Annotated in this window: 9 protein-coding genes; 3 read left to right on the top strand and 6 right to left on the bottom strand. The window is 74.1% G+C overall.

The features are described 5' to 3' along the window. Positions 1 to 37: 37 nt before the first annotated feature. The 4 genes from ACSC1Q_RS17410 to ACSC1Q_RS17395 all read right to left on the bottom strand — a co-directional run bounded on the left by ACSC1Q_RS17410 (position 38) and on the right by ACSC1Q_RS17395 (position 5,893). Complete coding sequence (locus tag ACSC1Q_RS17410) at positions 38 to 2,290, bottom strand: dipeptide ABC transporter ATP-binding protein (protein ID WP_436759749.1); 2,253 nt, start codon at positions 2,288 to 2,290, stop codon at positions 38 to 40. Beyond that, entirely contained in the window at positions 2,287 to 3,138 is an 852-nt protein-coding gene (locus ACSC1Q_RS17405; RefSeq protein ID WP_436759748.1) for an ABC transporter permease, read from the bottom strand. The genes ACSC1Q_RS17410 and ACSC1Q_RS17405 overlap by 4 nt, the downstream gene beginning before the upstream one ends. A gap of 100 nt (positions 3,139 to 3,238) precedes the next feature. Beyond that, positions 3,239 to 4,195, bottom strand: a complete 957-nt coding sequence (locus ACSC1Q_RS17400) for an ABC transporter permease (RefSeq protein ID WP_436759747.1) — start codon at positions 4,193 to 4,195, stop codon at positions 3,239 to 3,241. A gap of 15 nt (positions 4,196 to 4,210) precedes the next feature. Further along, positions 4,211 to 5,893: an ABC transporter substrate-binding protein gene (locus ACSC1Q_RS17395; RefSeq protein ID WP_436759746.1), complete on the bottom strand. Its 1,683-nt coding sequence runs from the start codon at positions 5,891 to 5,893 to the stop codon at positions 4,211 to 4,213. A 225-nt stretch (positions 5,894 to 6,118) separates the two neighbouring features. On the opposite strand from ACSC1Q_RS17395, the gene ACSC1Q_RS17390 reads away from it, so the two are divergent. Both ACSC1Q_RS17390 and rph read left to right on the top strand, forming a co-directional pair. Further along, a complete protein-coding gene (locus ACSC1Q_RS17390) occupies positions 6,119 to 7,228 on the top strand; it encodes an ABC transporter substrate-binding protein (protein ID WP_436759745.1) in 1,110 nt (369 codons plus the stop codon). Positions 7,229 to 7,555: 327 nt separating this feature from the next. Continuing rightward, complete coding sequence (gene rph / locus ACSC1Q_RS17385; RefSeq protein WP_436759744.1) at positions 7,556 to 10,198, top strand: rifamycin-inactivating phosphotransferase; 2,643 nt, start codon at positions 7,556 to 7,558, stop codon at positions 10,196 to 10,198. A 176-nt stretch (positions 10,199 to 10,374) separates the two neighbouring features. Here rph and ACSC1Q_RS17380 read toward each other — a convergent pair whose 3' ends face one another. Further along, positions 10,375 to 11,028 (bottom strand): response regulator, encoded by a 654-nt coding sequence (locus ACSC1Q_RS17380; protein ID WP_436759743.1) that lies wholly within the window; start codon positions 11,026 to 11,028, stop codon positions 10,375 to 10,377. Beyond that, a complete protein-coding gene (locus ACSC1Q_RS17375; RefSeq protein ID WP_436759742.1) occupies positions 11,025 to 12,146 on the bottom strand; it encodes a sensor histidine kinase in 1,122 nt (373 codons plus the stop codon). The genes ACSC1Q_RS17380 and ACSC1Q_RS17375 overlap by 4 nt, the downstream gene beginning before the upstream one ends. A gap of 129 nt (positions 12,147 to 12,275) precedes the next feature. Here ACSC1Q_RS17375 and ACSC1Q_RS17370 point away from each other — a divergent pair, with 129 nt between their 5' ends. Continuing rightward, positions 12,276 to 13,376 carry a hypothetical protein gene (locus ACSC1Q_RS17370; protein ID WP_436759741.1) on the top strand — a complete coding sequence of 367 codons (1,101 nt, stop codon included), beginning with the start codon at positions 12,276 to 12,278 and terminating at the stop codon, positions 13,374 to 13,376. The last annotated feature ends 89 nt before the right edge of the window (positions 13,377 to 13,465 follow it).

Below are 13,465 nucleotides of genomic sequence, written 5' to 3'. Positions count from 1 at the left end.
TGCCTCCGTGCGGGCTGGTGGGAAAACAGGGCGTGTTCTAGGGCGATCCGTCCTCCTTGTCCGGGGTGGCTTGGGTGTTCAGGGCGTCCTGGGTGGTTCGGGGATCCCGATGCGCGGGAGCGGTCACCGGGACGGCGGTTCGCGGCAGGTCGCCCGCGTCGAGGTGGCAGCGGACCGCGTGGCCGTCGCCGGTGCGGGCCACCGGCGGGTCCACCGTGTCGCAGAGCCCCTCGACCCGCAGCGGGCAGCGGGCCGCGAACCCGCACCCGGTCGCGCCCTCCGGCTCTCCGGTGGGACGGACGCTCTCCGGCCCGTCCAGCCGGGCCCGCGACGCGGCGACCAGCGAGGCGGTGTACGGGTGGTGCGGGCCGGAGAGCACCCGAGAGGCGGGTCCCTCCTCGACGATCCGGCCGCGGTACATGACCGCGATCCGATCGGCCAGGTAGCCGACGACCGCGAGGTCGTGCGAGATGAACAGGTACGACGTCCCGGTCAGCCGCTGCTGCTCCGACAGCAGCCGCAGCACGCCCGCCTGCACGCTCACGTCGAGGGCGGAGACCGGCTCGTCGCACACCACCAGCTCGGGATCCCCGGCGAAGGCGCGGGCGATCGCGGCCCGCTGCTTCTGGCCCCCGGAGAGCCGGTCGGGACGGGCGTCCAGCAGGTGGTCGTCCAGGCCGGCCCGCGCGGCCAGCCCGGCGGCGGTGCGGGAACCGCCCAGCCCGCGGACCGCCCTGGTCAGGATCGCGCGGATCGTGTGGCTGGGGTTCAGCGACGTCTCGGGGTTCTGGAAGACCATCTGGACGCGGCGGCGGTCGCGCGCGTCACGCCGTCCCACGGTCGCGGCCAGCTCCCGGCCGTGCAGCGCGATCGTCCCCGTTCCCCGGGGTCCGAGCCCGGCGACGGCGCGGGCCAGCGTCGTCTTGCCGCTGCCCGACTCGCCGACCAGGCCGAGGACCTCGGCGCGGCCTATGGTCAGGTCGACCCCGTCGACGACGGCGGTCCGGCCGTACTTCCTGGTCAGGCCGCGGACCTCCAGCAGCGGCACCCCTCGCGGGGCGTCCGTACCGTCGGCCGGGCCGGTCGGCTCCAAGGGCGAGCCGTATACATCGGACGTATCGGGCACTTCGGGCAGCTTTTCGAAGGGCGAGCCAGGTGGCTCCTCGAAAGGCGAACCGGGTACCGCGAGCAGCCGGTCGGTGTGGTGGCAGCGGGCCCGCCGCCCGCCGGGGGCGGCCTCCAGCGCGGGAGTCCTCTCCCGGCAGAGGTCGTCGGCGAGGGCGCAGCGGGGCGCGAACGCGCACCCGCCGGCCTCCTCACCGGGGATCGGGGGCCGGCCCGGGATGGCCGCGAGCTCCCGCGTGTGGCGGGAGACGCCCAGCCGGGGGACGCTCGCCAGCAGCGCCGAGGTGTAGGGGTGCCGCGCGCTCGCCATCACCTCCGCCGCGGGCCCCTCCTCGACCATCCGCCCCGCGTACAGGACGCCGACGCGTTCGCACAGGCGCCCGACCAGCGCCAGGTCGTGGCTGATCAGCACCACGGCCGCGTCCGTCTCCGCGCGCAGCGCCCAGAGGAGGTCGAGGATCTCGTGCTGCACCGTCGCGTCCAGGCCGGTCGTCGGCTCGTCGAGGACGAGCAGCCGGGGCCGGGTGGCGAGCGCGGCGGCGATCACGACGCGCTGCTGCTGGCCGCCGGAGAGCTGATGCGGGTAGCGCCGCGCGATCGCGGCCGGGTCGGGCAGCCGCACCCTGGCCAGCAGCGAGACCGCCTCCCGCCGCGCCTCGGCCCGTCCGCGTCCCTGCAACCCGAGGACCTCGGCGAGCTGCGCGCCGATCCGCATCGTCGGGTCGAGCGAGCTGCCCGCCTCCTGGTGCACGACGGCGAGCGAGGTGGTCCGCCAGCGCCGCAGGTCCGCGGGGGAGAGGGCCGGCACCTCGACGCCGTCCACGGTCACCCGGCCACCGGTGATCGAACCGCCCGGCGGCAGGTGGCGGCCCAGGGCGCGGCTCAGCGTGGTCTTGCCGCACCCGGACTCACCCACGATCCCGTACGTCTCGCCCGGAGCGACGTCGAAGGAGACGTCCGTCACCGCCGGGGCCTCGCCGCGCGCCGTGCGGTACGAGACCGACAGCCCCGCGACTCGCAGCCCCCGGCTCGGCGGTCCGCCCTCACCTGGCCGGGACTCGACGCCGTGCGGGTCCTCCCCGGGTGGTCGCGTCAGGCCGACGTCCCGGGCCACGGGCTCCCGCGGCGCGGGAAGACGAGGTCCTCCGGTCGCTCTGCCGGTCATGAAGCCTCCCATCTGCCGCGCAGCGAGTCGGCGACGAGCGCGATCCCCACCACCAGCGAGGCGATGGCCAGCGCGGGGGCGAGTACGGTCCAGGGCGCGAGCTGGAGCCAGACGCGGTTGTCCGAGACCGACGCGCCCCAGTCGGGGGAGCCCGGCGGCTGGCCGAGCCCCAGGAACGACAGCGTGGCGGCGGCGAAGATCGCGTCGCCGAACCGGGAGGTCGCCTCCACCAGCACGGTCGTGCCGACGTTGGGGAGGATCTCCCGCCGCATCAGCGACCAGGGGCGTTCCCCGCGCAACCTGGCCGCCTCGACGTACGCCTTCTCCCGCTCGACCAGCGTCGCCGCGCGGACGCTACGGGCCACGATGGGCACGAACGACCCCGCGACGACCAGCACCATGACGGTCACCGAACGGCCCGCCAGCGCCACGAACAGCACCGCGGCGATGATCGCGGGGAAGACCACGACCGCGTCGAGCAGCCGCATGACGACCTCGTCGAGGAGGCCGCCGAACGTCCCCGCGACCAGGCCGACCGCGGTGCCGGCCACGACGGCGAGCGCGGTCGCGAGCGGCGCGACCTGCAGTACCGGGCGGGCTCCCGCGAGCATCCTGGAGAAGGTGTCGCGGCCGAACTGGTCGGTGCCCAGCCAGTGTCCGGGACCCGGGGGCAGGAAGCGGCTCAGCGGGTCGTGCCGCAGCGGGTCGTAGGGGACCAGCTGCGGCCAGAACGCGGCGACGACCGCCCAGGCCAGCACGAGCGCGCCGCCCGCGACGAGGGCCACGCGGAAGCCGCGCCCGGCCGCCCGCCGCCGCACCCGGCCCGCGCCCGCGGTGACGGCGCTCATGTGGCCCCCCTCCCGCGCCCGGCACCCGATGTCCCCCGGTGCCCGGCGGCCCGGCGTCCGACGAACGGGCGCTCACCGGCCGGACCTCTCGTACGCCCGTTCACGCGGCGGCCCCCCCGAGCCGGACCCGGGGGTCGAGCAGGCGGTAGGCCAGGTCGGCCGCGAGGATGATCGACATGTAGAGGACGCCGAGCACCATCGCGGTGGCCTGCAGGGTCGGCAGGTCCTTGTCGATCGCCGACTGCAGCAGCAGGGCGCCGATGCCCGGGTAGTTGAACAGCAGCTCGACGGCGACCAGCCCGCCGAGCAGGAACTGCAGCTGCACGCCGAGCGCGCTGGTGGCCGGAACCGTGGAGTTGCGCAGCACGTGCCGCCGTACCACCTGGGCCCGGCCGAGGCCGCGCAGCTCCGCGGCCCTGACGTACGGGCTCTCCACGGCCGCCACGGTGCTCGCGCGCACGTGGCGGGCGACGTAGCCGGTGCACAGCAGGACGAGGGAGACCACCGGCAGCGCCAGGTGGCCGAGCCGGGTGAGGATCGTCGCGCCGTCCGGCGCCTGGGCCGAGGCGGGGAACCAGCGCAGCCGCACCGCGAAGACGACCAGCAGCACCACCCCCGTCACGAACTCCGGTATGGCGCCCAGGGCGAGCCCGGTGACGCTGATGACCCGGTCGGCGGGGCGGTCGTGGTTGACCCCGGCGACCAGCCCGAGCGTCACCGCGACCGGGACCAGCAGGGCGAACGCCAGCCCGCCCAGGACGAGGGAGTCGGCGAGGCGCCCGAGCACGAGATCGCGGACCGGCACCCCGAGGGTGTGGGAGTCGCCCCATCGACCGGTGAAGAACCCCGACAGCCAGTCGGCGTAGCGGTCGGCGAGCGGCCGGTCGAGCCCCAGCTGCTCGCGGAGCCGCGCCACGGCCTCCTCGCCCGCCTCGCGGCCCAGGATCGTGCGGGCCACGTCGCCGGGGACCAGCTCGGTGGCGGCGAAGACCAGCAGGGACACCGCGAGCAGGGTGAGCGGGACCGCCGCCAGCCGCCGGAGCAGGAATCGCCTCATGCCGCTCATGCCTCCCTAGAGCCGCGAGACCGAGCTGAAGTCGACATAGCTCGATGGATGGGCCGCCACGCCGGTGAAGCGCTCACCGGCGTACGCCCGGACGGTGCCGCTCCAGACCGCGATGATCACCGGGACGTCCTCGTGGAGCGCCTTCGCGATGATCGCGGCCTGGGTCCCGCGTTCCTCGTCGGTCGCCGCCGAGTCGTAGGCGTCGGTGGCGGCGTCCAGCGCGGGGTTGGCGTACTTCGAGCCGTTCCACACGCCGCCGCTCTTGACCATCGGGATGATGAACTGGCTGGGCACCGCGCGCCCGGCCCAGCCCACCAGGTTGGCCTGGGTGAACAGCCAGGGGGTGTCCTTCTCCTGGTCGCCGCCGTAGAAGTCGCCGGAGGTGCGCTGGTCGAGCTCCACCTCGATGCCGACCTGCTTGAGCTGGTCCTGCACGGTGAGGGCGTAGTCCTTGCTCGGCGGGTCGTACGTCAGCGCGAAGGAGAGCTTCTCCACGCCGGCCGCGGCGAGCAGCGACGCGACCTTCGCCGGGTCCTTGGCCCGCTGCGGCACGTCCGGCGGCGCGGCCGGGAACAGCGCGGCGAACAGGTGGTCGTTGCCCAGCGCGCCGATGCCGTCGTAGACGCCCGCGTTCACCCCCGGCCGGTCCAGGGCGTACGCGATCGCCTGGCGCACCTCCTTCTTGTCGAAGGGCGCCTGGTCCACGCGCAGGGTGAAGGCGGTGAGGCCGGTGCCCTGGACCTGGTCGACGACGGTGCCGCCGAGCCCCTTGAGCGGCCCGACCAGCGCGGGGCGGCTGAGGATCTGGGCGTCGATCTCGCCGCTCTGCAGCGCGAGGAGGTCCGCCTGGTCGTCGGCGTAGAAGGTGATCCGCACGCCGTCCAGGTACGGCTTGCCCGGCTCCCAGTACTTCGGGTTGCGTTTGAACACCGCTCCGCTGGAGGCGTCGTACGACTCCAGCAGGAACGGGCCGGTGCCGACCGGCTTGGCGGTGAAGTCGCCCGCGTAGTCCGCCTTGAGGATCACCGCGTTGTAGTTTCCCGCCGACACCAGGTACGGGAAGTCGGAGAAGGCCCGCTCCAGGGTGAAGACGACCGTCGAGTCGCCCCGGACACCGATCCCGCCCTCGGCCAGCACCGAGTCGAACGCCGCCGCGGCGGCGGACTTGCTCTTGGGGTCGAGCAGCCGGTCGAAGGTGGCCTTGACCGCCTTCGCGTCCAGCGGCGTGCCGTCGGAGAAGGTGACGCCCTCGCGGAGGGAGAAGACCCAGCGCCTGCCGCCCTCCTCCGGCTCCCACTTCTCGGCCAGGCGGGGCACCAGCTTGAAGTCCCTGTCCAGCCAGATCAGGTAGTCGGCCACCAGCTGGACGATCGCGATCGCGGAGCCGTCGTACATGGTGACGGGGTCGACCGCGGTCGGCGGCGGGGGAGAGCCGGCGCGCAGGACGCCGCCGGTCTTCGGGGTGCCCGGCGGGGAGGCGGGAGCCGTCCGGGGCCCGCCGCCCGCGCTCGCCGTGTCGCCCGTGTCACCCGCGCAGGCGGCGAGCAGGCCGGTCAGCGCGGCGCCTCCGGCCGCGCCCAGGAAGACGCGTCGTGACAGGCCGGGGAGGCGGGACAGCACCTCGCCGCCCGGACCACCGGGGGTACTTCGAGGGGTGCTCCGGGGGGCACTGTGGGGGGATTCCTGCATCGGAGGGTCTCCTCGCGGTCGCGGCTGGTGAGGATCCGCGCGGCTCGGAGGCGTCCCGCGGCGGCTCGAATATATCCATACTATTCAGGTAGGAATACTGGGCTGTCAAGGGCGCGTGGCCATCGGGACCGGATGCCGTGGCCTTTCCGGGGCCTCCCCGGAGCCTTCTCCTTCGTTGAAGCCGGGCAGACTAGGACCAGATCGTCACAGGGGGGACGCAAGCGTATGAACACGCCACCATCGCCGGGAGCGGAGCGGGCCGACGGATCGCCCGTCCGGATCGGCGCCCTCGTCCCGCTGACCCGGCCCGGCTGGGTCGACGCGGGCCGGCACCTGCTCGCCGGACTCGAACTGTCCGTCCGCGACGTCAACGACGCCGGCGGGATCGCCGGAAGACCGCTCGAACTGGTGGTCCGGGACACCGCGGCCGATCCGCTGAAGGCCACGGCGGCCGTGGACGAACTGGCGCACCTGGGCGTGGCCGCCCTGGCGGGGGAGTACCACAGCGTCGTCGCCCGCGCCGCCGCCGCCAGGGCCGACGCCCTCGGCCTGCCGTTCCTCTGCTCGTCGGCGGTTCTCGACGCGCTCACCGAACAGCCGACGGACCGGGTCGCGCGCCTCGCCCCGGCGCAGTCCCACGGCTGGCGGATCTACGCGGACTTCCTCCTCGGCGCGGGCCACGGCCGGATCGCCGTGGCGGCCGAGCCGAGTGTCTACTGGGCGTCCGGGACCCGCGTCCTGCGGGACCACCTCGCCTCACGCGGCGGCACCGTCACCGAACTCGACATGCGCGCGCTCACCCCCTCGGACGTGTGCGACGAGCTCGCCGGCGACCGCGCGACGGCCCTCCTTCTCCTGGTCGGCCACCCGGAGCCGGCGGTGCCGATCGTCAGGGCCGTCCGCCGCGACCGGCGCCTCGCCGAGATCATGATCGGTGCTCCGGCCGGGCAGCCGGAGTTCCCCGGATGGGCGGCGCTGCTGGGCGCCGACGGCGCCGCGATCCCGTTCCTGCGCTACCTGCCCGAGCGCCTCGGCCCACTCGGCACGCGAGTCGGGGCGGCCCTTCGCGAGCGGCTGGCCGAAGCGCCCTCCTTCGTCGCCTTCGAGGGCTACGACACGGTCGCCGTCCTCGCCGAGGCGCTGCGTTCTCACGGCGCGGACCGGGCGCGCGTCGCCGGATCCTGGCCGCGCGTCGCGGTGGAGGGCACCCGAGGGCAGATCAGGTTCTCCCGCACGCCGGGCGTCGGCGTCTGGCAGTGGGCCTGGCCGCCGATCCAGATCGTCGACCGGGATCCGGCGGAACCCGATCGTTTTCGGATTCTGCACACCGGCTGAGAGAGCACGGGCGGTCACCGCCGAGTTCCACGCCGCCGACGGCTCGGGGCGATCGAACGGGCGAGCTCATCGGCGGCGTGTGAATCGGCCACTCCGTCCGGGACGTCCGGGACGTCCGGCGGCCGGGTGCCGGGTGCCGGGTGCCGGGTGCCGGGCGGAACATCGAGCGCCGCGGCCCGGGACGCAAGCGGGGGCGGGGGCGGGTCAGGCCGCGCGGCACTCCCCGCCACTTTCATTTTTTACCAGATCCGCGCGCCTCATGAGGCATCGGAAAGTCCTTCATACTGCCCGTTGCGAACCGGCCCGACGAACGATGGAGCAACGGAATTGCGCTACGTACTGGGTTTCGAGGAGATCGACTCGACGAATGTCGCGGACGTCGGAGGAAAGGGGGCGCACCTGGGCGAGCTCTCGCGAATCAATGGGATTCGCGTGCCGGACGGCTTCTGCGTCACGACGGACGCCTTCCAGCGGGTCGTGGCCGAGGCGCCGTCGATCGGCGCTCTGCTCGACCTGCTGCCGCGCGTGGAACCGGACGACCACGCGGCGATCCGCACCCTGAGCGCCGACATCCGCCGCGTCGTCGAAGCCGTCGAGGTTCCCGGCGATCTCGTGGCGGCGATCGGCGAATCGCTCGCCCGGCTCGGGGAGCAGGCCTCCTGCGCCGTGCGTTCCAGCGCGACGGCCGAGGACCTGCCGAACGCGTCCTTCGCCGGCCAGCAGGACTCGTACCTGAACGTCGCGGGCCTGCCGGAGATCGTCCGGCACGTCCGGAGGTGCTGGGCCTCGCTGTTCACCGAGCGGGCGGTGACCTACCGGAGCCACCACGGCTTCGACCACCGCAAGGTACGGATGGCCGTGGTCGTACAGCGGATGGTGTTCCCTGACGCGGCCGGGATCCTCTTCACCGCCGATCCGGTGACCTCGAACCGGAAGGTCGCCACCGTGGAAGCCGGTTGGGGGCTCGGCGAGGCACTCGTCTCCGGCCTGGTCGCCGGGGACGTCCACACGGTGCGCGACGATCGGGTCCTCACCACGTCGGTCGCCACCAAGCCGCGGTCCGTCCAGGCGTCGCCGGGGGGCGGCACCCGGGAGGCGCCGGTCGAGCCGTCGCGGCGGACGCGGGCGGCCCTGACGGACGCGCAGGTCGTACGCCTGGTGCGGCTGGGCCGGCGCGTCGAGGCGCACTTCGGCAGGCCCCAGGACATCGAATGGTGCCTGGTCGGCGATGACTTCCACCTCGTCCAGAGCAGGCCGATCACCACCCTGTTCCCCGTCCCCGAGACCGGCGACCAGGAGAACCACGTCTACGTCTCCGTCGGTCACCAGCAGATGATGACCGACGCGATGAGGCCGCTGGGACTCTCCCTGTGGCAGCTGACGACCCCGCGGCCGATGCACGAGGCGGGCGGGCGGTTGTTCGTCGACGTGGCCCCCCTCCTGGCGACGCCCGCGGGCCGCGCGAACCTCATCGGGACCCTGGGCAGGTCCGACCCGCTGATCCGGGACGCGCTGCGGACCGTCCTCGACCGGGGCGACTTCATCCGCTCGCTTCCGGACGAGGACTCCGCCGCCGCGCCCGCCGGTGACCCGCCCGCCCCGATCGAGACCGATCCGGCCGTCGTCACCCAGCTGATCCGGGAGAGTCAGGCGTCCGTCGCCACGCTGCGGAGCGAGATCCAGGCCCTGTCCGGGCCGGCGCTGCTCGACTTCGTCCTGGCCGACGTCGCGGAGCTGAGGCGCATCCTGTTCTCCCCGCGGAGCCACCAAGTGATCATGGCGGGGATGGAGGCGGCCTGGTGGCTCAACGACCACCTTGAGGAGTGGCTGGGCGAGAGGAACGCGGCCGACACGCTCACGCAGTCCGTTCCCCACAACGTCACGTCGGAGATGGGGCTGGCACTCCTCGACGTCGCGGACACGATCCGGCCGCACGCGGAGGTCGTGACGTTCCTGCGCCGCGTCGCGGACGAGGGCCGGGAGGGCGACGGCTTCCTGGACGAACTGGCCGGGCTGGACGGGTCGGCCGGGCTGGACGAATCGGCCGGGTCGGCCGGTGGGCGGGAGGCGCGGGACGCCATCCGGGGCTATCTCGACGAGTACGGCATGCGCTGCGCGGGCGAGATCGACATCACCAGAACGCGCTGGAGCGAGCGTCCAGCCACGCTCGTGCCCGCCATCCTCGGCAACATCAGGAACTTCGAGCCCGGCGCCGGCGAACGACGCTTCGAACAGGGACGCCTGGAGTCACGACGGAAGGAGCGGGAAATTCTGACGCGGCTGCGCGCCCTGCCCGACGGGGAGCGGAAGGCCGAGGAGACCAAGCGGATGATCGACCGCGTCCGCGCCTTCGCCGGATACCGGGAGTATCCCAAGTACGGCATGGTCAGCCGCTACTTCGCCTACAAGCAGGCGTTGCTGCGGGAGGCCGGCCGCCTCGTCCGCTCCGGCGTGCTGCGCGAGGAGGAGGACATCTTCTTCCTCCGGTTCGAGGAGCTGCGGGAGGTCGTGCGCACCGGTCACGTGGACGCCGGACTCGTCCTGGAAAGGCGGGAGGCGTTCCGGTCGTACGAGACGCTCACCCCGCCCCGGATCCTCACCTCGGACGGCGAGGCCGTCGCCGGCCGGTACCGGCGTGACGACGCCCCGCCCGGCGCGCTGGCCGGCCTCCCGGTCTCGGCCGGGACCGTCGAGGGCCGTGCCCGCGTCGTCACGGACATGGCGCGGGCCGACCTCGAAACGGGCGACATCCTGGTCACCACCTTCACCGACCCCAGCTGGACCCCCCTGTTCGTCACCGTCGCCGGACTGGTGACGGAGGTGGGCGGCCTCATGACGCACGGGGCGGTGATCGCGCGGGAGTACGGCCTGCCGGCCGTCGTGGGGGTGGAGAGGGCCACCCGGCTGATCCGGGACGGGCAGCGGATCCGCGTTCACGGAACCGACGGGTACGTCCAGGTCCTCGACTGAACCGCCGCTTCGGCACCGGGACTCCGGCACCCGTCCTCGACCGGACCGCGATTTCGGGCCGGGGACTCCGGCACCCGTTTTCGGCCGGACCGTCGCCTCGGGCCGGGGACTCCGGCCCCCGAGGCCCCGGGGAGCGGTGCGGAGCATGAATTGTCCCCGGATGCGGCCGAAGTGCGCTACGGGCCGGTGACGGTGCCGGAGCTCCACGCCCAGGCGGCGATGCCGACCCGGTTGGCCGCCGCGAGCTTGCGCTGGACGTTGGCGACGTGGGTCTTCACCGTGCCGGAGCCGATGAACAGCTCGGTGGCGATCTCGGCGTTGGTGCGGCCGTGGGCGACCAGGCGGGCGACCTCAAGCTCCCGTTCCGTCAGCGGCTCGGCGAGCGAGGGTGACGTAGCGGGCGGGGCGGGCACGGCGGGCGTTCTGAGGTGGGCCAGCAGGCGGACGGTGACCTGCGGGCTGATCAGCGTGTCACCGGCCATGGCCGCCCGTACGGCCTCGACGAGCAGGGCGGGGCCCGACCGCTTGAGCAGGAAGCCGCAGGCGCCGTTGCGCAGCGCGGTGTGCACGTACTCGTCGAGGTCGAAGGTCGTCACGACGATCACCCGGGTCTGCCCGGCCAGCGACCGGGTGACCTCAAGCCCGTCGAGCCTCGGCATGCGGATGTCGGCGAGCACCACGTCGGGCCGCAGATGCCGGGCCAGCCCGACGGCGTCGTGGCCGTCGGCGGCCTCTCCCACCACCGTCATGTCGGGCTGGGAGTCGAGGATGAGCCGGAAGCCGATCCGCACGTCCTCCTGGTCGTCGGCGATCAGGATCCGAGTGGTCATGCCGGCTCTCCCCGACCGGCGGCCGGACGGCTCGCGCGTGCTCCGGCGTGCCGGAGCCGCCATGACGGGTGGGCGGGCACGAGCGCCTCGACCCGCCAGCCGCCCGGCTCGGGCCCGGCCGACAGCGAGCCGCCGAGCACCTCGACCCGCTCGGTGAGCCCGACCAGGCCGAAGCCCCCGCGATCGGCCGCCTGCGAGTGACCGCCGCCGTCGTCGTCGACGCGCACGCGTACCGACTCTCCCACCCGGGTGACGGTGATCGCGACGTAGGTCGCCTCGGGGGCGTGGCGGCGTACGTTGGTGAGCGCCTCCGTCGCGACCCGGTAGACGGTGGCGGAGGTCTCCTGGGAGAGGCGCCGCTCCAGCCCGGGATCGACCGAGAGGTCCACCCGCACCGACGGGGAGTAACCTCCGGCGAGCTGAGCCAGGCCGCCGACTCCGGGCAGCGGGCCCGCCGCGTCCGGTCCGGCTCCGTCGGCTCCGCCGACCCCGTCGGCCTCGTGGAGCATCTGGACGGTCCGGTCCATGGCGGCCAGGGCCCGCTGGCCCGCCTCCTCGATACGCCGCAGCGCGTCGGCCACCTGCGGCGGGACCGCCCCCGGCGCGAGCCGGGCGGCCTGTGCCTGCACGAGCATGCCGCTCACGTCGTGGGCGACGAAGTCGTGCAGGTCGCGGGCGAGCACGAGCCGCTGCGTCCGCCTGGCCTCGGCCACCGCGCGGCGCCGCCCGTCGTCCAGCACACGCACGTAGAGGCCGGCCCCCGCCGCCGCGACCGCGAGGAGGGACCAGCTCGCGCAGGCCACGACGGTGAACGTGACGTCGCCCGGCCAGAGCGCGCGCACGAGCATCAGCGCGACCGCGCCCCCCGCGAGCCCGGCCGAGGCGACGGCCCGGGGTGCCGGCGCGCGCCTGGCGGCCATGAGCGTCAGCACGAGCAGGGCCGGCACCTCGGCCAGCACCCAGGGGACGGTGTCGCCGCGCCATCCGGCCAGCGGGTGCGCGACGGTGATCGCGATCGAGATCGTCCCGGCCGTCGCGGCGGGCCACGCGGGCGGCACGCGCGGTACGAACGCCACGATCATCATGGCGAGTGCCACGAACGCGGCGGCTTGCTCCATGGATCGACTCTATGGGGATGCCCGGCCGAGGCGGATCCCCCGAAAGGCAGAGGGAGCTCGACGCTCGCCGGGCGAGATCCGCCGAACGGCGGATGGGCGCGGCGCACTCCGCCGCCCGACGCTTGAGCCATGGAAACGACCAAGGGCGAAACGACCAAGGACCACCGGAAGACGAACTCCCGACGGCGACAATGGCCACGATGGCACCGATGGGCGGCGTACGCGGCGAGCGCGTGGTCGCTGCTCTACGGCGGCCTCGGACTCCACTGGGCACTGGGCGGCGCGGGTTTCCCCTTCGGCGAGGGCGACATCCCCGACGCCAGGGCGGAGTCGTTGCTGGGCGGCGCGACGGCCTCGGGAACGGCGCCGGTCATCGCGGCGCTCGGCTTCGCGGGCGCGGTGCTCGCGCTGGTGATGGCCCGGGTACGGCCGCGTGGCGCGGCCCGCGTCGCGGTGCTCGTGACGGCCTGGTCCATCGCGTTGACGCTCGTCGCCCTCGTCCCCGACGCCCGGATCATGATCGCGGTCGGGTACGTCCCGATCGTCCTGGCCGGGCTGCCGTTCGGCTGGCCGGACGTCGACTACTTCGCGGTCGCGCTGCCCTGGCCGGTGCTGAACCTGATCGTCTGCCTGGCCGGAGGGCTGCTGTGGGCGGGCGCCGCACTGGCCTTCCAGCGGCGCACCGGCGACTCCTGCGGCGACTGCGGCCGTTCCGCGCGCGGGAACGCCACCTGGACGACACCCGCCTCGGCGGCCGTATGGGGGCGCTGGGCGGCCTACACGGCCTTCGTCGTCCCGCTCTTCTACGCCGTGGTCCGCTGGGCGTGGGCGCTGCACATCCCCCTGCTGTTCTCGGAGGAGGAACTGCGCTGGCTGCACGAATCGGGCCTGGTGTGGGCGGGAGCGGGGCTGGCGACGTTCGCGGCGGCCGGTGGCGTGCTCACGCTCGGGCTGGTGCACCGCTGGGGGGAGATCTGGCCCCGCTGGATGATCGGACTGGCGGGCAGGCGCGTGCCGCCCGCCCTTCCGGTCACGCTCGCCTCGGTGGTCACGGCCGTACTGCTGTCGGCTGGCACGCAGGCCGCGCGCACCACGGACTGGGCCGACCCGGCCGCCTGGCTGAGCAGCCCGATGACGTACTGGCCGATCTGGGCCGTGGCCCTCGGCGTGGCGACGCTGGCGTACCACCTGCGCAGGCGGGGCCGGTGCCGCCACTGCGGGCTGCTCTGACCGGCTGCGGCATCTGACCGGCTCCGGCACGCGGCGGGAACGGGTCACGGGTCGAGCCGGCGGCCGTCCCCGGCTCGTCGGTGGCGCCG

Origin of the sequence: Streptosporangium heterodermiicola (genome assembly GCF_051390675.1) — a bacterium.
In the GTDB taxonomy this organism is placed as follows: Bacteria; Actinomycetota; Actinomycetes; order Streptosporangiales; family Streptosporangiaceae; genus Streptosporangium.
The sequence above is the reverse complement of the archived record's forward strand: the minus strand, read 5'-3'. Positions and strand labels throughout refer to the sequence as shown.